This is a genomic window from Mycolicibacterium tokaiense, assembly GCF_010725885.1.
Lineage (GTDB): Bacteria > Actinomycetota > Actinomycetes > Mycobacteriales > Mycobacteriaceae > Mycobacterium > Mycobacterium tokaiense.
Genome location: NZ_AP022600.1, coordinates 1,964,451 through 1,984,270 on the forward strand (window position 1 = coordinate 1,964,451; position 19,820 = coordinate 1,984,270).

Here is a 19,820-nt window from a genome sequence, read left to right on the forward strand (position 1 = left end):
ACAGCCCATGCGCCGCCACGACCTCGTGATCATCGGGAGCGGGTCGGGGAACATGGTGGTCGACGACTCCTTCTCCGACCTCGACGTCGCGATCATCGAGGAACGGAGGTTCGGCGGTACCTGCGTCAATTACGGCTGCATTCCGTCGAAGTTGCTGTCCTACACCGCGGAACTGGCCGACAACATCGCCGGTGCCGCCGACTTCGACATCGACGCCGACCTGCGCCGACTGCGCTGGGCGCAGGTGCGCAACCGGGTGTTCACCCGCACCGACGACATCGCCGCGCAGGGGCAGCGCGGCCGCGAGGACTCCGATTTCGTCACCGTCTACACCGAGCGCGCGGTCTTCACCGGGCCGAAGCGGCTGCGGGTGGGCGACACCGAGATCGAAGCCACCCAGATCGTGATCGCCGCGGGCGGCCGGCCCGCGGTCCCGCAGGTGGTGTCCGGCAGCGGGGTGCCCTACGAGACGTCGGACACCGTCATGCGGATCGACACGCCGCCGCGCCGGCTGGCGGTGCTGGGCGGCGGGTACATCGCCGCCGAGCTGGCGCACGTCTTCGCCGCGGCCGGTAGTGCGATCACGATCATCGAGAAGAACGACTTGCTGCTGGGCGGTCCGCAGGACGACGAGATCCGCACCGTGTTCACCGACCTGATGCGCGCCCGTCACGACCTTCGCCTGGGTGTCGACGTCGGCCGGATCAGCGGCACCGCAGGTGATCTCGTAGTCCACTGCGACGACGGCAGCACCGTCGAGGCGGACATGCTGCTGGTGGCGGCGGGGCGGGTTCCGAACACCGACCGACTCGCCGTCGCCGCCGCCGGTATCGAGGTCGACGACTCGGGTCTCATCATCGTCGACGAGTACGGCCGCACCAGCGCCGACGGGGTGTTCGCGCTCGGGGACATCAGCGTCGGCATCCCGCTCAAACACGTCGCCAACCGGGAAGCCGACGCCGTCAAACACAATCTGCGTCACCCGGATTCGCTTCGTACGCTCGACCGCGACCGGGTGCCGTCGGCGGTGTTCACCCACCCACAGATGGCGTCGGTGGGCATCACCGAGGAGCAGGCCCGCCGCGACCACCCGGGTTACCTGGTGTCGACGTACAGCTACGACGACGTGGCCTACGGGTGGGCGCTGCAGGACAGCGTGGGCCGCTGCAAGGTGATCGCCGACGGCGCCACCGGCCAGATCCTGGGGGCTCACCTGATCGGAGCCCAGGCCGCCACCCTGATCCAGTCGTTCGTCATCGCGATGGAGTTCGGCATCGACGCCGAATCGCTGGCCACCAAGCCCTACTGGATCCATCCGGCGCTGACCGAGGTGCTGCAGAACGCCCTGCTGAACCTCGCGCCCGCGTGACGCTACTGGCGGCGTAGCCGGGCGTGGAAGACGCTCCACCCGATCAGCGTGCCCAGCGCGATGGAGAAGATGGCGGCCACCGTCACACCGAGGGTGGTGACGTCGGGATCGACGTGGGTGGTGACCTCCGAGAGTGACTCGAACCCCAGCGCACCCGGCACCAGCGTCCAGAACGCCACCAGCATCATCACGATGCTGGGTGGTCCGCCCTTGATGTGGCGGACCACCATCACGAACGGCACCACCAGGAAGGCCCCCACCGCCGCGGAGTGCGCGGGGGAGAGGAACAGCCCGCCGATCTGCTGGCCCAGCAGTGCCACCGCGACCGCGGCCATCAGCCAGATCAGCGTTCCCGGCGGCCCGGACAGGTAGAGGTAGAGACCCACCGCGATCACCACGATCGCCACATACAACGACCAGGAGCCCATCTGCGCCGACGGTTGCTGCGGCGCAAGGGGTCCGGCGATGTGGATACCGATCGCCAGCCCGAACACCATCAATCCGAGCTGCGTCACGCCGAACACCACCCGGGCGGTGCCGGCGATGATCGCCGAGCTGGCCAGCTCCAAGGCGCCGATGGTCAACGCGATGCCGGGCAGCACCGCCACCAGCGCGGGGGTGATCACCCGCAGCAGCCCGTCGTTGGCCGCGTCGGCGACAAACCAGGTGGCCAGCAGGGTCACCACCAATGCCGACAGCGGGGGCACCACCGGCTTCAGGGACGGAAAGGGCCGCGCCGCGATCACGATGACACCCACCACCGTGCCCAGGAACACATATCCCCACAGCGACGCCCAGGTCGGGTTCATCACGAGACCGAAACCCAGTGTGGTGACGGCATACCCGGCCACCCCGGCGACCGGGCCGAAGCGGTACGGCGTCTGGCGGGCGGCGGACACCGCCGCCACCGCCTCGGTGGGGGAGATGGCCCCGGCGTCGGCCAGTTCGGCGATCGCATCGACCTTGCCCGCCAGGTTCAGCTGCGTGGTGATCCGGGTGGTCACATCCACCTCGTAGGCGGCGGTGCCCAGCTGGATCATCAGCACCGTCGGCAGGACCACCACGCTGACCTTCTCCGTGGTGTACATCGCCGCGATCTGCCGCAGCCGGATCGCGATCTGATTGGTCGGCTGCTCCACCTCCACCAGCGCGATTCCCAGCTCGCGGAGCATGTCGGCGATGTCGGCGAGGTCGAAGGTGTCCGGTGGGGCCAGCGGGCGCGGTGCCGCCTTGCGGAACGGGTGCAGCGCCCGCGTGACCGGAGAATCGCTCATAGCCGGTGATTGTCGCTCAGTAACCTGAACGGCATGGCCGACAGGCGGGCGCGCGTCACCGACGTCCATCGGATTGCCGCGCAGATGCCACACACCACCCGGATCGAAGGCCCTAAAGGAAACGCCGTCTACCAGGTCGGCGGAAAGTCGTTCGTGTTCTTCCGGACACCTCAACCCGACGCCGTGGACCCCGAGACGGGTGCCAAGTACCCGGATGTGCTGATGCTGTGGGTCGAGGACGAACGCGACAAGCTCGCGCTGCTCCAAGACCCGCGCCGGCTCTTCTTCACCACCGACCGTTTCGACGGACACCCCTCGGTGTTGCTGCGCACCAGCCGCATCGGTGAGATCGGCGTGACGGAGTTGACCGAATTGATTGCCGACGCCTGGTTATCCCGGGCCTCCCACCGGCGGGCGCAGGCGTGGCTGGCGTCCCAGGAGCCCAGCGGTGGCTGCGAGTAATCCGCCGAACACCACGAGTGCGGGGGCCAGGGCCGTCGCCGCGGCCAGCCCGCCGACCAGCAGCGGCCCGCCCGCATCGCCGAGCTCCCGGCCCACCTCGGCCGATCCCATGGTCTGGCCCAGCCGTTCGGCGGGCGACGTCGCGGCCAGGTGCGCAAAGCCCAGCGGGGTGATCACGCCGACGCCCACGCCGATCGCCAAGGCACAGACCACCAGGCCACCTGCGCCGGGGAGCAGCACCGCGACACAACCGGCGCCGGTGAGCACCAGCCCCACCGCCATGCCGGCGCGATCCGGGATCCGGCCGTCGTCGCGCAGGCGCCCGATCCGCGGCTGCACCAGCGAGGTGGCGGCCGCGAGCACCGAGACGACGAGACCGGTGGCCAGCGGGCCCAGGCCGCGGTCGGCGCCGACCACCGGCAGGAATCCGACCCCGACGGACAGCGCCGCGGTCGCGGCCGCCAATGCCGCAGTGGGACGGGTGAATCCGGGGCTGGTGAGGCGCCGGGCCAGATCGGCCACGGTCTGACGGGTGCGGGGCAGCGGCGCCACCGCGGGCACCACCGCCAGCGCCCACACCGCGATCAGGGTCGCGAGCACCGCCAGGGTGCAGAACAGCAACGAGAAGCCCCCGAGGTGGATCAGCACCCCGCCCAGCACCGGGCCCAGGGTGTAGCCCAGTCCTTTCCACGCGCCGTAGTGGCCGAACCCGCGGCCCTGGGCGGCGGCGGGTGTCAGCCGCGACACCAACACCGAGGCGGCGGGGGAGAAGGCCGCTGCGGCGGCGCCCTGCCCGAAGCGGGCCAGGCCCACCCAGGCCGGGTCGCCCGCGATCACGAATGCCGCCGACGCCGCGGCGAATGCCACCAGCCCGCCCAGCAGGACCGGTCGGGCACCCACCCGGTCGGCCAGCGCACCGAACACGGGCTTCAGCAGTACCTCGGCCCCGTCGTAGATCGCGAGCAGCAGTCCGAGCGTCAGCAAATTCTGGTTTCCCGTGAAACCGCCGAGGCTGGCCGCAATGCTGTGGGCGCCGAACGCGGTCACGAAACCGGCCGCGTACAGCGGCAGCAAGGACCGCACGGCTCAGGCGCTCTCGGTCTTCCGGGGTGCTTTCTGCCAGGGCCAGCGTCCGCTGATCTCCACCTCGAGCGACCAGCTGAGGAAGGTCCGGATCACCACGATGCCGCCGAGCACCGCCACGCTCTCCCACGTGGGCGTGACGGCCACCGTCTTGATGATGTCGGCCGCCACCAGCAGTTCCAGTCCCAACAGGATCGATCGGCCCAGCTGTTCGCGGAACTTCGAGTAGGTGCCCGGCTCCCGGCGCAGCAGCCGGCGCACGCCGAACACCGCCGCGATGACGCCACCCACCGCGATGACCGCCACGCCGACCCCGTCGATCACCGTGCCGACGAGTTCGACCCCCTCGATGAAGGTCACGCGCCGGGGTCCAGGTCTGCCCAGAAGCGGCTCAGTGCCCCCGCGGCGCGCACGGGGTCCTGCAGCATCCACCAGTGCCCCAGCCCTTCGAGCACCTCCACCCGGGCGCCGGCGCGGGCCGCGGTGCGCTGCCGCATCTCCTCGGTACCGACGAAGTGGTCCTCGGTGGCGACGATGGCCAGACCGGGCCGCTGTGCGGCGACATCCAGGTGCCGGCCCGCGTCGGTGAGCGCCGGTTGAATGGCCGACCGGTACAGCGCCAGCACCGCGCGGCCCATCGCCTCGTCCTGACCGGCGGCCACCTCGGCCGCCACCGCCGGCGGCATGCCCAGACCCTCGTTGCGTTCGGCGCGCTCGGCGGCGGTGCCGCCCAGCATCGCCTCGATCAGCTCCTCGCCGGCTCCCGGGGTCGCCCAGACCTGCGCCAGGTCGTGCCAGACGTACTCGGGGTCGAAGAGCCCCACCACATCGCTGACCCAGCTGCGCACCAACTCGGGGCGGTGCATCACGACATTGAGCACGTGACCGCCGCCCCAGTCGTGGCCCACCAGGTCCACCGGTCCGTCGAGTCGGCTGAGTTCGTCGGCCAACCAGTCCCGGTACTCCAATTGGGTACACCCGAATCCGTCGGGCACGGGCGCTCCGAAACCGGGCGGGGAGAGCAGTATCACGTCCTGGCGCCCGAGTTCCTCGAGCAGTGGGCCCCAGATGGCGGCCGTTTCGGGATTGCCGTGCACGAAGACCAGCGTCATGGCGTCATCGTCGCACCCGGTGTCACTCCGCGGGCGAAATCACCGTTGCCGTGTCAGTGCCGCCCTGGGCCACGGCGCGGATGGTGGCGGTGTCCCCGGGCTGCACCGGATCACGGCCCTGCCGGGTCTGCGCGGTGATGGTGTAGGTGCGGGTGAAGCCGTCGGCGCTGCGGGCGGTGACCGCCGTTGCGGAGATGTCGGTGACGACACCGGTCTGGGTGAGTTCGGTGGTGTACCCGCCCATTCCGTCGTCGACGACGAACTCGCCGTGCAGGGCTGCGGTCGCAGCGGACCCGGGGCCTGGCCCGAACCCGCCGGGAGGTGGGCCGCCGAAACCGGGGCCGCCGCCGTGCTCGGTGGTGCCCGCGGCGGCGTAGATCACCGCGGCGCCCCCGGCGGCCAGCACGGCTGCGACGGCGACGGCGGCCAGTGTCTTCCGCATCGACCAGTGGGCGGGCTCGGTCTGCGGCGCGCCCCACACGTGGTCGTTCTGGGTCTCCATGCCACCACGGTGGCCCGCTACGCTGTGTGCCCGCTGTGCGGCATCTCGGTGCCCGATATGCGCCGCCGGCTCACAGCCGGCGCATAGGATCGACACAGGGTCGGCCCATCGGCAAACCGAATACTGGGAGCCATGATGTCTGGAGCTGCCGAACGTGTCGTCATGCGCCGAGCCGACGGCAACCCGATCACCGTGCTGGTGGTCGACGACGAGACGGTGCTCGCCGAGATGGTCTCGATGGCCCTGCGCTACGAAGGCTGGAACATCACCACCGCCGCCGACGGGGCCGCCGCCGTCAGCGCCGCCCGTGCCAACCGGCCCGACGTGGTGGTTCTCGATGTGATGCTGCCGGACATGAGCGGACTCGAGGTGCTGCGCAAGCTGCGTGAACAGAACCCGCAGCTGCCGGTGCTGCTGCTGACGGCCAAAGACGCGCTGGAGGATCGCATCGCCGGACTGACCGCGGGCGGCGACGACTACGTCACCAAACCGTTCAGCATCGAGGAGGTGGTGCTGCGGCTGCGCGCGCTGCTGCGGCGCACCGGCGTCACCACCGAGGACAGTGGCGCGCAGTTGGTGGTCGGTGACCTGGTGCTCGACGAGGACAGCCACGAGGTCACCCGGGCCGGTGAGCTGATCACGTTGACGTCCACGGAGTTCGAACTGCTGCGCTTCATGATGCGCAACGCCAAACGGGTGCTGTCCAAGGCGCAGATCCTGGACCGGGTGTGGAGCTATGACTTCGGCGGCCGGTCCAACATCGTCGAGCTCTACATCTCCTACCTGCGCAAGAAGATCGACAGCGGCCGTGAGCCGATGATCCACACGCTGCGCGGGGCGGGGTATGTCCTCAAACCCACCAAGTAACGCGCCCCGGGCCCCGGGCAGCTGGTCACTGCAGGCCCGTCTGCTGCTCGGACAGCTGCTGATGCTGGCACTGGTGTGCGTCGGTATCGGGGCGGCCACCGAACTCGCGCTGTACCAGTATCTGGTGCACCAGCTGGACAGCCAGCTGGTCGAGGCCACCGGCCGCTCGGCGATGATGTCGGGTCTGCCGCCACCCCCGCCGATTCCCGGTGGCATGCCCGGCAGCAGCATCGGGCCGCGACCCCGGCCGGGTCCCGGCCCGGATTTCCTGGACGCCCCGGGCCAGCCCGTCGGGATGGTGGCCGCGGTGGTGAGCCAACAGGGCAGGGTCAACGCCGGGGTGCTGACCACCTTCGGCGAGCGGGCCGATCTGGGGGTGGTCGCCCAGCAACAGCTGGTCTCGGTGACGCCGCACCAGCGGGCGATCACCATTGATCTGGACGGACTGGGGAGCTACCGTGCCGTGGCCACCTACAACCGGTTCGGTGAGACCGTGGCGGTGGGCCTGCCGCTGTCCGACGTACACGGCACCCTGTTGCGGGTGCTGCTCATCTTCGCGGTGGTCACCGTGGTGGCGGTGGCCGTTGCCGCCACTGCCGGGGTGGTGATCATCCGCCGGGCGCTGGCCCCGCTGAACAGGGTGGCGGCCACCGCAGCGCAGGTGGCCAACCTGCCGTTGGATCGTGGCGAGGTGGCCCTGCCGGTCCGTGTTCCCGAGCGTGACGCCAATCCGAATACCGAAGTGGGACAGATGGGTTCGGCACTGAATCGGATGCTGGACCACATTTCGGCGGCGCTGTCGACGCGGCAGGCCAGCGAGACCCGGGTGCGGCAGTTCGTCGCCGACGCCAGCCACGAACTGCGCACCCCGCTGACGGCCATCCGCGGGTACAGCGAGCTGGCGCAACGCCGCCGCGACGAGGTGCCCGCCGAAGTCGCCCACGCCATGGGCCGGGTGGCGTCCGAAGCCGAAAGGATGACACATCTGGTCGAAGACCTCCTGCTGCTGGCCCGGCTGGATTCTGGCCGCCCGCTGGAGCGGGAACCGGTCGACCTGTCGAAGCTGGCCGTGGACGCGGTGAGTGACGCCCACATCGCCGGACCCGATCACGAGTGGAACCTGGACCTGCCCGATGAGCCGGTGCTGGTGACCGGGGATGCGGCCCGGCTGCAGCAGGTGCTGACCAATCTGCTGGCCAACGCCCGCACCCACACCGGTCCGGGTACCACGGTCACGCTGTCGCTGACAGCCGCCGACCGGCACGCGGTGCTCACCGTCGCCGATGACGGGCCCGGCATCCCGGCGCAGCTGCAGTCCGAGGTGTTCGAGCGGTTCGCCCGCGGCGACTCGTCGCGCTCGCGCAAAGGTGGCAGCACCGGGCTGGGCCTGGCCATCGTGGCCGCGGTGGTCAAGGCGCACGGCGGCCGCATCGAGCTGGCCAGCAGGCCCGGCGACACCCGGTTCGTCGTGACGCTCCCCTTCACAGCCGGCACATAGCCGATACCAAGGGTCTGTCCACACGGGCCCAGCACTCTGGCAGGGTGACTCTCCTCGCGCGGCGCGAACCGCTGGCCGTCGCGGCATTGCTGACGGCGACCGCGCTGCTCTACCTGTGGAACCTCGGCGCCACCGACTGGGCCAACAGCTTTTACACCGCTGCGGTGCAGGCCGGTTCCCAGAGCTGGACGGCGTTGTTGTTCGGGTCCAGCGATGCCGCCAACGCGATCACCGTGGACAAGACCCCGGCCGCGTTGTGGGTGATGAGCCTGTCCGCGCGCCTCTTCGGGTTCAGCAGCTGGAGCATGCTGGTGCCGCAGGCGCTGATGGGTGTGGCCACGGTGGCCGTGCTGTACGTCGCCGTGCGCCGGGTGGTCGGTGTCCCTGGTGCCCTGCTGGCCGGGACGGTGCTGGCGGTGACGCCGGTGGCCGCCCTGATGTTCCGGTTCAACAACCCGGACGCGCTGCTGGTTCTCGCGCTGGTGGTGGCGGCCTACTGTGTGCAGCGCTCACTGGACGGTTCGGCGTGGTGGATGGTGGCCGCTGGGACCGCGCTGGGCGTGGGGTTTCTGGCCAAGATGCTGCAGGCCCTGCTGGTGGCACCGGTGTTCGCGCTGGTGTTTCTGATCGCTGCGGAAATGTCTGTGGCGCAGCGCATTCGGCGGCTGTTCCTCGGTGGGCTGGCCCTGGTGGTGTCGGCCGGCTGGTACCTGCTTTTGGTGGAGCTCTGGCCGGCGGATCTGCGGCCCTATATCGGTGGCTCGCAGGACAATTCGATCCTGGAACTGACACTGGGGTACAACGGCCTGGGCCGATTGACCGGCGACGAGGTGGGCGGCCTGGGCAACATGAACCACGACGTCGGCTGGGCGCGGCTGCTGGGCGCTCAGATGGGCGGTGAGATCGGCTGGCTGCTGCCCGCTGCCGTGATCGTGCTGGTGGCCGGATTGTGCTGTGCCCGAGGTATGGTGCGCGCCGCACTGTCGCTGTGGGGCGGGTGGCTGGTGGCCACCGCGCTGGTGTTCAGCTACATGAACGGCATCATGCACTCGTACTACACCGTCGCTCTGGCGCCGGCGATCGCGGCGTGCCTCGGTATCGGGGCGCCGGTGCTCTGGCGCCGCCGCACCGATATCCGGATCGTGATGGTGCTCTCGGGTGCGGTGATCATCACCGCGATCCTGGCGTTCCTGTTGCTGCAACGACATTCGGATTGGCAACCGTGGCTGCGTCCTACGGTGTTGTTCACCGGGCTGGCCGCCGGGCTGCTGCTACTGGTCGTCGGCAAGCTGGCCCCGCGCGCCGCCACGGCGGTGGGTGCACTGGCCTGCGTCGCGGTGCTGGCCGCACCAGCGGCCTACAGCGTCGCCACCGCGGGTACCACGCACAGCGGCGCCATTCCCACGTCGGGGCCGGTGTCCGGGTTCGGTGGGCCGCCCGGCCTGCTCACCGCCGAGCGTCCCCCGGATGAGCTCATCACACTGCTGCGCCAGGACGGGGCGGACTACACCTGGGTGGCGGCGGCGGTGGGCTCCAACAATGCCGCCGGCTACCAGTTGAGCACCGGCCTGCCGGTGATGGCCGTCGGCGGCTACAACGGCACCGACCCGGCTCCCACACTGTCGGAGTTCCAGAAACTGGTGGCAGCCAAGAAGATCCACTACTTCATGGACTCCACCACCCTGCGGATGATGGGGTCGCAGTCCAGCGGCAGTGACGCCGCCCACCGGATCGCGGACTGGGTGCACGCCCACTTCCCCAGCGAGAACATCGCCGGTGTCACCGTCTTCGACCTGACCGCATGACTCATAGCCCGAGCACAGGAAACGCCAATGTCCAACCCACGGCCGACACCGAGTATCAAGACATGACCACAATCGACCTGCCGCGAGCAAAAGCCCGCAATGCCGCCCTCGTCGCCGCCGAGCGCGGCGTGCCTGTCCTGGACGTCGTGGTCCCGGTGTACAACGAACAGGAGCAACTCGCGGACTCGATCCGCCGGCTGCACCGCCACCTGTGCACGGAGTTCCCGTTCGACTTCCGGATCACCATCGCCGACAACGCCAGCGTGGACGCCACGCTCGCCATTGCCGAACGGCTCGCCGGTGAGCTCGACGGGGTGCGGGTGCGTCGGCTTGAACTCAAGGGCCGGGGTCGCGCGCTGCATGAGGTGTGGTCGACGTCGGACGCGCCCGTGCTCGCGTACATGGACGTCGACCTGTCCACCGACCTGGCCGCCCTGGCGCCGTTGGTGGCGCCACTGATCTCCGGGCATTCGGATCTGGCCATCGGCACCCGGCTGGGCCGCGGCTCGCAGGTGGTCCGCGGGCCCAAGCGCGAGTTCATCTCCCGCTGCTACAACCTGATTCTGCGCTCGACCCTGGCGGCGCGTTTCTCCGACGCGCAGTGCGGCTTCAAGGCCATCCGCGCGGACGCGGCCGCACAGCTGCTACCGCACGTGCACGACACCGGCTGGTTCTTCGACACCGAGTTGCTGGTGCTGGCGCAGCGCAGCGGCATGCGGATCCATGAGGTGCCGGTCGACTGGGTGGACGATCCGGACAGCCGCGTCGACATCGTCGCCACGGCTGTCGCCGACCTCAAGGGCATCGCCCGGCTGCTCGGCGGCTTCGCCCGCGGCTCGATCCCCGTGGGCGCCATCGGCGCGCAGCTGACGCCGGCCGCCGAGCCACCACCGTCACTGTTGCGGCAAGTGGTTCGCTTCGCCACCGTCGGCGTGCTGTCCACGCTGGCGTACCTGGTGTTGTTCCTGGCCCTGCGACCGCTCGGCGCCCAGGGTGCCAACCTGGTGGCGCTGCTGGTGACCGCGGTGGCCAACACCGCAGCCAACCGCCGGTTCACCTTCGGCGTGCGCGGGCGTGCCCGGGTGGTGCGCCACCAGTTCGAAGGACTGGTGGTGTTCGGGATCGGGCTGGCCCTGACCAGTGGCTCGCTGGCGGTACTGCACTACTTCGGCGAGCCGGCCCGCGCCGTCGAACTCGCGGTCCTGGTGGCGGCCAACCTGCTGGCCACTGTGGTGCGGTTCGTCCTGCTGCGCGGCTGGGTCTTCCGTTCCGGCAGGAGCGCCTCGTGACAGTCATCGACGACGCCCCGGTGAGTGTCGAAGCCCATCGCGTGCCCACTGCCCGCTGGGAGCGGCCCGCACTGGTGGTGCTGCTGGCCGGTACCGCGGTGCTGTACCTGTGGGCGCTGGGTTCGCTGGGTTGGGCCAATGACTTCTACGCCGCCGCAGCACAAGCCGGGTCGCAGAACTGGAAGGCGTTGCTGTTCGGGTCGCTGGACCCGGGCAATGTCATCACCGTGGACAAGCCACCTGCCTCCCTGTGGGTGATGGGCCTGGCCGGTCAGGTATTTGGATTCAGCTCCTGGAGCATGCTGGTGCCGCAGGGCCTGATGGGGGTGGCGTCGGTGGCGCTGCTCTACGCGGCGGTGAAGCGGACGTCGGGACCGGCTGCCGGCCTGTTGGCCGGGCTGGTGTTGACGCTGACCCCCGTGGCGGCGTTGATGTTCCGGTACAACAACCCGGACGCGCTCCTGGTTCTCTTGTTGGTCGTCGCGGCCTACTGCATCGTGCGTGCGCTGGACGGCAGGGCGGTGCTCTGGACGTCTCTGGCCGGGGTGGCGCTGGGCTTCGCCTTCCTGACCAAACTGTTGCAGGCGTTCCTGATCGTGCCGGTGCTGGCGCTGGTGGTGCTGGTGGCGGTGCCGGTCAGTGTCCGTAGACGGCTGGTTGCCCTGGCATGCGGGCTCATTGCGATGGTGGTCTCGGCAGGCTGGTACATCGCGCTGGTGGCGTTGTGGCCGGCCGATTCCCGGCCCTATATCGGTGGTTCCACGAACAACAGCCTGCTGGAGTTGGCGCTGGGCTACAACGGCCTGGGCCGGGTGTTCGGCGGTGACGGCAATCCCACTCGCGGAGCCGAGAACGGCTCGGCCGTGGGCGGCCCTCCGGGTGGTGGCATGAACATCATGTTCGGGGGCGATCCGGGCATCACCCGCATGTTCGGTCAGTCCATGGGCACGGAGATCTCCTGGTTGTTGCCGGCGGCACTGATCGGTCTGGTGGCCGGGCTGTGGTTCACCCGCCGCGCAGCGCGGACCGACCGCACGCGCGCAGCGCTGCTGTTGTGGGGTGGCTGGACCGTGGTGACGGGGCTGATCTTCAGCTACATGAAGGGGATCATGCATCCCTATTACACCATTGCGCTGGCACCCGGCGTCGCCGCGGTCGTGGCGATCGGCGTGGTCGAGCTGTGGCGTGGGCGTGCCCACCTGCCGGCGCGAATCCCGTTGGCACTCATGCTCGCCGCGACGGGTGTGTGGAGTTTCGTGTTGTTGAACCGGACCCCGGACTGGCTGCCCTGGCTGCGGTGGGTGGTGCTGGTCGGGGCCATCGTGGCGGCCGCGGTGCTCGCCGTCGGTGGACACCAGCTAGGCCGCTACACCGCGGCGTTGGCGCTGGCGGGCGTGCTGTTCGGGCTGGGCGCCACCGGTGCCTACACGGTGCAGACCGTGGTGGGTGGTACCAGCGGCGGCGGGATTCCGCTGTCCGGGCCCGCGCGCGATGTCGGGCTCTTCGGTCCCGGTGGTCCGGGAGGCTCGGGTGGTCCGGGCGGCCCAGGAGGCCCAGGAGGCCCAGGAGGCCCCGGTGGTTCGTCGGAGGAGGTGGAGAACCTGTTGCGCGACAGCGGCGAGCACTGGGCTGCAGCCGCTGTCAGCTCGATGGCGTCAGGGCGCCTGCAGTTGGAGACCGGGCGCCCGGTGATGGCGATCGGCGGGTTCAGCGGCGGGGATCCCGCACCCACGCTGGCGCAGTTCCAGCAGTATGTGGCCGACGGTCAGATCGGCTACTTCCTGGTGAGTGACCGAGGCCCCGGTGGTCGCGGCGGCGGCGATACCGACAGCTCTGCCGCGCAGATCACGCAGTGGGTGAAGGACAACTTCACCGCGCAGACCATCGACGGCACAACGGTTTACGATCTGCACCCTTGACCACGCTCAGAACGGTGGCGGCCGGGTGGCTTCGGCCGCGCGGCCGTCATTGAGTTTGCGCTCGGCGTTGATGCGGTAGATGCGTTGCTTGGCTCGGTTGCGTTTTCGGTATGTGGGGATGTGGTTGATCTTGCCGGGCGGGGTGGGTGTCGGCGGCGGGGTGTTGATGGGAGCTGAGGTGGTGTTGATGGTGGGGAAGTACAGGCGGCTGGCGGGCTTGCTGGTGTAGGTCTGTCCGGTGGGGGTGGTGATGGTGATGGTGCCGTCAGGGGCTTGGCTGTCGGTCCACCCGGTCCAGAAGGTTTTGCCGAAATGGTGCAGTTTGCAGTACATCTTGCCGCCGGAGGCATGGGTTTTGCCGGCCGGCCAGGGGGTGGTGTGGTCCCATTCGCAGAACTGGGCGGGGCGGTCGCAGTTCGGGAACCGGCACGTCAGGTCGCGGGCGGTGGTCCACTCCTGCAGGGCTGTTGACGGTCGGTAGCGGCTTTCGGGATCCGTCCCCGGTGCGGTGAGGTGGCGGACTGGTGCGCCTCGGGCGATGAGCGCGGCGATCAGCGGCGCCGGCATCGCGCCGAAGCCCACCAGGATGCCCGGCGGCGGATTGGGCACGCAGGGTGCTGGTGTGGTCGTCTGGTCGACCTCGGGCTGGTCCTCGGTCTCGGGCTCATTTTCTGCTGCGGGTCGGCATTCGGCAGCCGGGCCGTCGTGGGAGGCCTGGTTCTCGCGGGCGGGTTCGCGAGTGCCGTCGAGGTGCACGCGGGTGCCGTCGGGGTAGACCAGGGTGATGTCACTGCGCGGCTGGCCGGGGTCGGGCGGCAGCGGGGCATCGCCGTCCATCAACGGATCGGGCTGCGCCGCCAAAGTCTCGGCTTCGGTGTAGATGTGCACCACCACCTGCGAGGCCCGGCCATCATCGTCGGCGGCGGCGGGGCAGTCCGGGTTCCCGCACTGGCAGGCCAGGTGGAAGGACCCGGCTCCCAGCGCCCCGTGGGCATCAGCGCGGCGCTGATTCAGGGTCCGGGGGTCGTCTGTGCAGACCCCTTTGGCCATCGCGGTGATCCGCTGCCAATACAGAGCGGCATCGGCACCGGTGAGGCGCAGCAGGACCTCGGTGACCCCGTCTTTGGTTTCCAGGATCTCCACACCGCGGTCGCGGACCCGCACCCGGACCTGGCGCACCGCGGCGGGGTCGTACCGGTTGACCCAGATGTCGATGGCGTTATCGAGTTTCTTGACCGATAGGGCACCCCAGGTGGTGGCGGCCTCGGCGAGGTGGGTTTCGACGACGGCGAGTACGTCGGGGTCGATGATGTTGGTGGTGCGGTGCACGATGCGTCGGGCGATGTATTCCGAGATCTGCCCGCCCAACAACAACTCAGCGACCTTCGGCAACCGAGTCGCCAACGCCAACCCGATTTCCATGTCGTTGGAGGCGCGGCCGTGGCTGGTGTCGCTGGCCAACGAGATCTCGGCGGCGGCGGATTTCCAGGCGGCTTCGGTGTCCTCGACGGTGTCGTAGTCGTCGGTGTAGGTGCGGCTGGTCTTCTCCGCGATGAACAACAACCGGTGCGCGGCGACGGTGGCGGCCAGGGCGGTGTAGGTGGTGATCGCATCGTCGAGTTGCACGTCGGTCATCGGGCGTGTCAGATGGTTTGTGTAGGAGCTGCATGAGCCAGATGGAGCACGATGATGTCCATGGTTGTTCGGCAGGACAGTCAGGCCGGTGACGGCGATAACGGCGAGGAAGTAGACCGGCTGGAGTCAGGCCGGCAGGCGTTCGAGGCGTTGAAGGCCTCGGGCGGTTTCGACGACGTGCTGGCCAAGATCGACGCGGGTGAGCTGCAGTTGACTGGCGAAGGTGGCTTTCTGCAGGAGATGGTCAAGGCGGTCCTGGAGCGCGGCCTGCAGACGGAGCTGACCGGCCATCTCGGCTACGACAAGGGCGATCCCGCTGGGCGGGTACTTCCCAACGCCCGCAACGGTTTCAGCGCCAAGACAGTCTCTAGCGAGGTCGGCGACGTCACCCTGGCCATTCCACGTGACCGTGACGGCAGCTTCATTCCGATGCTGGTTCCGAAGGGCTCGCGGCGCATCGGTGGACTGGATTCGATGATCATCAGCCTCTATGCCGGCGGGATGACCGTCCGCGACATCGAGCATCACCTGGCCACCACGATCGGCACCGAGATCTCGCGGGAGACGATCAGCAAGATCACCGACGCGGTGCTCGAAGAGGTCCTGGAGTGGCAGCGCAGGCCGCTGGATCCGATGTATCCGATCGTCTATCTGGACGCTCTGGTGATCAAGATCCGCGACGGTCATCAGGTCCGAAACAAGTCCGCTCACATCGCTGTCGGAGTCGATATGGACGGGATCCGCCACGTGCTGGGGATTTGGGTCCAGCCCACCGAGGGAGCGAAATTCTGGGCTGGAGTGTGCGCTGAGCTGGCCAATCGTGGCGTTAAGGACGTGCTCATCGCCTGTGTGGATGGGCTAACCGGCTTCGGCGACGCGATTGCCGCGACGTGGCCGCAGACCATCGTGCAAACATGCACGGTGCATCTCCTTCGGTCATCGATGCGTTTTGTTGCCTACGGCGATCGCAAACAGGTGGCCTCTGCGTTGCGCCTCATTTACACCGCACCCACCATCGATGCCGCGGAAATCGCTCTGCACGAGTTCGCCGCGTCCGCTTGGGGGAAGAAGTACCCGACTACGGTTCGAGCCTGGGAGGCAGCCTGGGACCGCTTCATTCCGTTTCTGTCGTTCCCGCCGGCCGTCCGCAAAATTATCTACACCACCAACGCCATCGAGTCGCTGAACTATCAACTCCGCAAAATCATCAAGAATCGTGGTCATTTCCCGAATGATCAAGCGGCAGTGAAGCTTTTGTGGCTTGCGATCTGCGATATCGAAGACAAACGCTCCCGAGAACGCGTTCGTCACCGCGACCGAACGACGCCCCAGCGGTACAAGCAAAGTAACCGTCTCGTCGAAGGCGCCATCGTCACTGGGTGGAAGCACGCACTAGGCGCCCTGGTCCTGGCCTACCCAGACCGACTAGAGCCATACATTTACTAACCAGCGTACTAACCAACGCGGCTCATACACAAAAGTCTTGACAAGCTCCGGTCATCTGCGACCGCGCTGCGCAATCGGGCAACCCTGCGAACATGACCCCACGATATAGACCGGGTCCGACAAAAACTGGCCGCCGAAAACAGCAGTGACAGATGAGTTTTACCGAATCTCGAGTGTGGACTTGACCCCCACCGAACCCCCCAAAGTGGGTCTCAACTCCACACTCGAGAAGCCGGCACCCCCAGTGGCAGAGCAGGATTCACCCGTGCCGAGCGTGCGCACACTGCACACAAACCACGGCGCGCCCCCGTACAAACACGCACGCTCGGCGCCTACACCGTGTCGGCCAGCGCGGACTCCAGGATGTCGAGGCCGGAATGCAGTTCGTCATCGGTGATGGTCAGTGGCGGGGCGATGCGGAAGATCCCACCCATCCCGGGCAGCTGCACGATGTTCATGTGCAGACCGCGCTGCAGGCAGGCCGCCGTCACCGCGGCACCCAGGGCGTCGGCGGGTGCCTTCGAGGTCTTGTCGGCCACCAACTCGACGCCCTGCAACAGGCCGCGTCCGCGGACGTCGCCCACCTGCTCGAAACGCTCTTGCAGCCCGATCAGCCGCGCGGTCAGTTGCTCACCCAGATCGGCGGCGCGGTCCACGAGTTTCTCCCGCTCGACCACATCGAGGACTGTCAGCGCGACGGTCGCCGCCAAGGGATCGGAGGCGTGAGTGGTGAAGAACAGGAAACCGCGTTCGTGGCAGACGCTTTCGATCTCGTCACTGGTGACCACCGCCGCCACCGGCAACCCGGCGCCCAGCGTCTTGGACAGCGTCAGGAGATCCGGTGTCACCCCGTCGCGCTCGAAGGCGTACATCAACCCGGTGCGCCCGATCCCGGTCTGCGCCTCGTCCAGAATCAACAGCATGCCCCGCTCGGCGCACAACTCCTTCAGCCGGCGCAGATAACCCTCGGGTAAATCGATGATCCCGCCGCTGGACAGGATCGGCTCGATCAGACAGGCGGCCAGGCTCCCGGCGGACTGGGCGTCGACGGCAGCGAAACCGTAGGCCAGCTCGGACTCCCAGTCGTGGCTGCCGTCCGCGCGCCGGAAGGGGGAGCGGTAGGCGTTCGGCGTCGGCAGAGTCAGGTTGCCGGGCACCGGCGGTCCGTACCCGCGGCGCCCAGCGCTGTAGGTGGCCGACGCCGCCCCTGAGGTCATCCCGTGCCAGGACCGGTCGAAGGACACGATCTCGTAGCCGCCGGTGTAGAGCTTGGCCATTTTGATGGCCGCCTCGTTGGACTCAGCACCCGTGCTGAGCAGCAGCACTTTCGCCAGGGGATCGGGCAGCGTCTCGGCCAGCCTGCGCGACAGATCCACCACCGGTGCGCTGAGCATGCCGCTGTAGAGATGGTCCAGTGTGCCGACCGCCCCGGACACCGCGGCCACGATCTCGGGGTGCGCGTGGCCCAGCACCGCGCTCATCTGCCCGGACGTGAAATCCAGGATCGGATTGTCCTCGGCGTCGTACACGTAGCTTCCCTTGCCCCGCGCGATGATTCGAGGGACGAATGGCACTCCGTAGCGCAGCACATGTCGATCCACGTCAGTCCAGAAGTCACTCGTTCGCTCCATGTTCAACCATGCTAAGGGCTGAGCGCACTACTGTGATGGCCGTGAAGCCGCCGACTGCCCCCATCGAGAATGCGCACACCGCGCACCTGGCCACTCTGCCGTTCGAGGACACCACCGATTTCGACGACGCAGACCGCGGTTTCATCGCCGCGATGCAGCCCTGTGTGGTCACTGCGGCCGACGGGCGGGTGGTCTGGGACAACGACGCGTACAACTTCCTGGCGGGCGAGGCGCCGACGACCGTGCACCCCAGTTTGTGGCGGCAGTCCCAGCTGGCGGCCAAGCAGGGCCTCTATGAGGTGGTCGAGGGCATCTACCAGGTGCGCGGTCTGGACCTGTCGAACATCACCTTCATCGAGGGTGACACCGGCATCATCGTGATCGACCCGCTGATCAGCACGGAGACCGCCGCCGCGGCGTTGGCGCTCTACCGCGCCCATCGCGGAGAGCGTCCCGTCACGGCCGTCATCTACACCCACAGCCACGTGGACCACTTCGGCGGTGTACTCGGGGTGACCACCCAGGCCGACGTCGACGCGGGCACGGTCGCGGTGATCGCACCGGAGGGCTTCCTGGCCCACGCCGTTCAGGAGAACGTCTACGCCGGCACCGCGATGGCCCGCCGCGCCGGCTACATGTACGGCGCCGCTCTCGAGAAGGGGCCGCTCGGGCAGGTGGGCTGCGGTCTGGGCCAGACGACCTCCGGCGGCGAGGTGGCGGTGATCGTCCCGACGTTGGACATCGCCACCACCGGTGAGACGCATGTGATCGACGGCGTGGAGATCGAGTTCCAGATGGCCCCGGGCACCGAGGCGCCCGCCGAGATGCACTTCTACTTTCCGGGTTTCCGCGCGCTGTGTATGGCCGAGAACGCCACCCACAACCTGCACAACCTGCTGACACTGCGCGGCGCGCTGGTACGGGACCCCCACGGCTGGTCGGGTTATCTGACCGAGGCCATCGACAGCTTCGGCGACCGCACCGACGTGGTGTTCGCCTCGCACCACTGGCCCACCTGGGGTGCGGACCGCATCGTGGAATACCTTGGGCTGCAACGCGATCTGTACGCCTATTTGCACGATCAGACGCTGCGGCAGCTGAACCAGGGGTACACGGGCATCGAGATCGCCGAGAACTTCTTGCTGCCGCCCGCGTTGGAGAAAGCCTGGCACACCCATGGCTACTACGGCTCGGTCAGCCACAACGTCAAAGCGGTGTACCAGCGCTACATGGGGTGGTTCGATGGCAATCCCGCCCGGCTGTGGGCGCACCCGCCCGAGGCGCTGGGTCCACGCTACGTCGCGGCCATCGGTGGCCCGGACCGGGTGGTGGAAGTGGCGCAGCAGGCTTTCGACGACGGTGACTTCCGCTGGGCGGCAACCCTGTTGGATCACGTGATCTTCACCGATGAGAATCACGACGGCGCCCGCCGGCTCTACGCCGACACTCTGGACCAGCTGGCCTACGGTGCCGAATGTGCCACCTGGCGCAACTTCTTCCTGGCCGGCGCCACCGAACTGCGGGTGGGTAATTTCGGCACCCCGGGGGAGACCTCCTCGCCGACCCTGCTGGAGCAGCTGAGCCCGGAGCAGATCTTCGATGCCCTGGCCATCAGCGTCAACGGCCCGCGGGCCTGGGAACTCGAGCTGGCGGTGGACATCTCATTCACTGATCTGGGGTCCAATTACCGGCTGACACTGAGCAACGGGGTGCTCGTCTACCGCAAGACCGCGGCCGACCCAGCTACCGCGGGGGCAACGTTGACCTTGGCCGCGAAGGTGCGCATCCTGGCACTGGCGGCCGGCGATTTCACCTCGCCGGGCTTGGACGTGGGCGGTGATCCGGCGGTGCTGCAGCAGTTGGTCAGTGTGCTGGACAAGCCGGACCCGTCGTTCAACATCGTCACGCCCTGAGAGTTGCCCAGGGCA

At 68.4% G+C, this 19,820-nt stretch carries 16 protein-coding genes; 9 read left to right on the forward strand and 7 right to left on the reverse strand.

Annotated features, from left to right (window positions below; genetic code table 11):
* Positions 1–7 precede the first annotated feature (7 nt).
* Positions 8–1,369: a mycothione reductase gene (locus tag G6N58_RS09365; protein WP_115278921.1), complete on the forward strand. Its 1,362-nt coding sequence runs from the start codon at positions 8–10 to the stop codon at positions 1,367–1,369.
* Positions 1,370–1,371: 2 nt separating this feature from the next.
* On the opposite strand, the gene G6N58_RS09370 is transcribed toward G6N58_RS09365, so the two are convergent.
* On the reverse strand, positions 1,372–2,643 hold the full coding sequence (locus tag G6N58_RS09370; protein ID WP_068914486.1) for a threonine/serine exporter family protein: 1,272 nt from the start codon (positions 2,641–2,643) through the stop codon (positions 1,372–1,374).
* A gap of 33 nt (positions 2,644–2,676) precedes the next feature.
* Between G6N58_RS09370 and G6N58_RS09375 the strand changes: the two genes are divergently transcribed.
* The gene (locus tag G6N58_RS09375; RefSeq protein ID WP_115278920.1) at positions 2,677–3,105 is read left to right on the forward strand and encodes an MmcQ/YjbR family DNA-binding protein; all 429 of its coding nucleotides are present in this window, start codon (positions 2,677–2,679) and stop codon (positions 3,103–3,105) included.
* On the opposite strand, the gene G6N58_RS09380 is transcribed toward G6N58_RS09375, so the two are convergent.
* From G6N58_RS09380 to G6N58_RS30770, 4 genes are read right to left on the reverse strand one after another with little or no spacing between them, the layout of a single operon-like run.
* Positions 3,034–4,179, reverse strand: coding sequence for an MFS transporter (locus G6N58_RS09380; protein WP_197746479.1), 1,146 nt, complete (start codon positions 4,177–4,179; stop codon positions 3,034–3,036). The genes G6N58_RS09375 and G6N58_RS09380 overlap by 72 nt on opposite strands.
* Positions 4,180–4,191: 12 nt before the next feature.
* Entirely contained in the window at positions 4,192–4,548 is a 357-nt protein-coding gene (locus G6N58_RS09385) for a DUF1622 domain-containing protein (RefSeq protein ID WP_115278918.1), read from the reverse strand.
* Positions 4,545–5,300 carry an alpha/beta fold hydrolase gene (locus G6N58_RS09390; RefSeq protein ID WP_115278917.1) on the reverse strand — a complete coding sequence of 252 codons (756 nt, stop codon included), beginning with the start codon at positions 5,298–5,300 and terminating at the stop codon, positions 4,545–4,547. Before G6N58_RS09390 ends, G6N58_RS09385 begins: the two co-directional genes overlap by 4 nt.
* Before the next feature lie 22 nt (positions 5,301–5,322).
* Positions 5,323–5,802 carry a hypothetical protein gene (locus G6N58_RS30770; protein ID WP_115278916.1) on the reverse strand — a complete coding sequence of 160 codons (480 nt, stop codon included), beginning with the start codon at positions 5,800–5,802 and terminating at the stop codon, positions 5,323–5,325.
* A gap of 162 nt (positions 5,803–5,964) precedes the next feature.
* Here G6N58_RS30770 and G6N58_RS09400 point away from each other — a divergent pair, with 162 nt between their 5' ends.
* The 5 genes from G6N58_RS09400 to G6N58_RS09420 all read left to right on the forward strand — a co-directional run bounded on the left by G6N58_RS09400 (position 5,965) and on the right by G6N58_RS09420 (position 13,180).
* A complete protein-coding gene (locus G6N58_RS09400) occupies positions 5,965–6,669 on the forward strand; it encodes a response regulator transcription factor (RefSeq protein WP_068914492.1) in 705 nt (234 codons plus the stop codon).
* Complete coding sequence (locus G6N58_RS09405; protein ID WP_163908044.1) at positions 6,647–8,167, forward strand: sensor histidine kinase; 1,521 nt, start codon at positions 6,647–6,649, stop codon at positions 8,165–8,167. Before G6N58_RS09400 ends, G6N58_RS09405 begins: the two co-directional genes overlap by 23 nt.
* A 44-nt stretch (positions 8,168–8,211) precedes the next feature.
* Complete coding sequence (locus G6N58_RS09410; RefSeq protein WP_232067798.1) at positions 8,212–9,972, forward strand: ArnT family glycosyltransferase; 1,761 nt, start codon at positions 8,212–8,214, stop codon at positions 9,970–9,972.
* 62 nt (positions 9,973–10,034) lie between these two features.
* Entirely contained in the window at positions 10,035–11,261 is a 1,227-nt protein-coding gene (locus G6N58_RS09415) for a bifunctional glycosyltransferase family 2/GtrA family protein (protein WP_083230479.1), read from the forward strand.
* Positions 11,258–13,180 (forward strand): ArnT family glycosyltransferase, encoded by a 1,923-nt coding sequence (locus tag G6N58_RS09420; protein WP_115278914.1) that lies wholly within the window; start codon positions 11,258–11,260, stop codon positions 13,178–13,180. The genes G6N58_RS09415 and G6N58_RS09420 overlap by 4 nt, the downstream gene beginning before the upstream one ends.
* A gap of 6 nt (positions 13,181–13,186) precedes the next feature.
* Here G6N58_RS09420 and G6N58_RS09425 read toward each other — a convergent pair whose 3' ends face one another.
* Complete coding sequence (locus G6N58_RS09425) at positions 13,187–14,815, reverse strand: DUF222 domain-containing protein (protein ID WP_115278913.1); 1,629 nt, start codon at positions 14,813–14,815, stop codon at positions 13,187–13,189.
* A gap of 60 nt (positions 14,816–14,875) precedes the next feature.
* On the opposite strand from G6N58_RS09425, the gene G6N58_RS09430 reads away from it, so the two are divergent.
* Complete coding sequence (locus G6N58_RS09430) at positions 14,876–16,261, forward strand: IS256 family transposase (RefSeq protein ID WP_115277645.1); 1,386 nt, start codon at positions 14,876–14,878, stop codon at positions 16,259–16,261.
* A 332-nt stretch (positions 16,262–16,593) separates the two neighbouring features.
* Here G6N58_RS09430 and G6N58_RS09435 read toward each other — a convergent pair whose 3' ends face one another.
* Positions 16,594–17,892 carry an aspartate aminotransferase family protein gene (locus G6N58_RS09435; RefSeq protein ID WP_115278912.1) on the reverse strand — a complete coding sequence of 433 codons (1,299 nt, stop codon included), beginning with the start codon at positions 17,890–17,892 and terminating at the stop codon, positions 16,594–16,596.
* A 35-nt stretch (positions 17,893–17,927) separates the two neighbouring features.
* On the opposite strand from G6N58_RS09435, the gene G6N58_RS09440 reads away from it, so the two are divergent.
* Positions 17,928–19,805 carry an alkyl/aryl-sulfatase gene (locus tag G6N58_RS09440; protein ID WP_115278911.1) on the forward strand — a complete coding sequence of 626 codons (1,878 nt, stop codon included), beginning with the start codon at positions 17,928–17,930 and terminating at the stop codon, positions 19,803–19,805.
* The last annotated feature ends 15 nt before the right edge of the window (positions 19,806–19,820 follow it).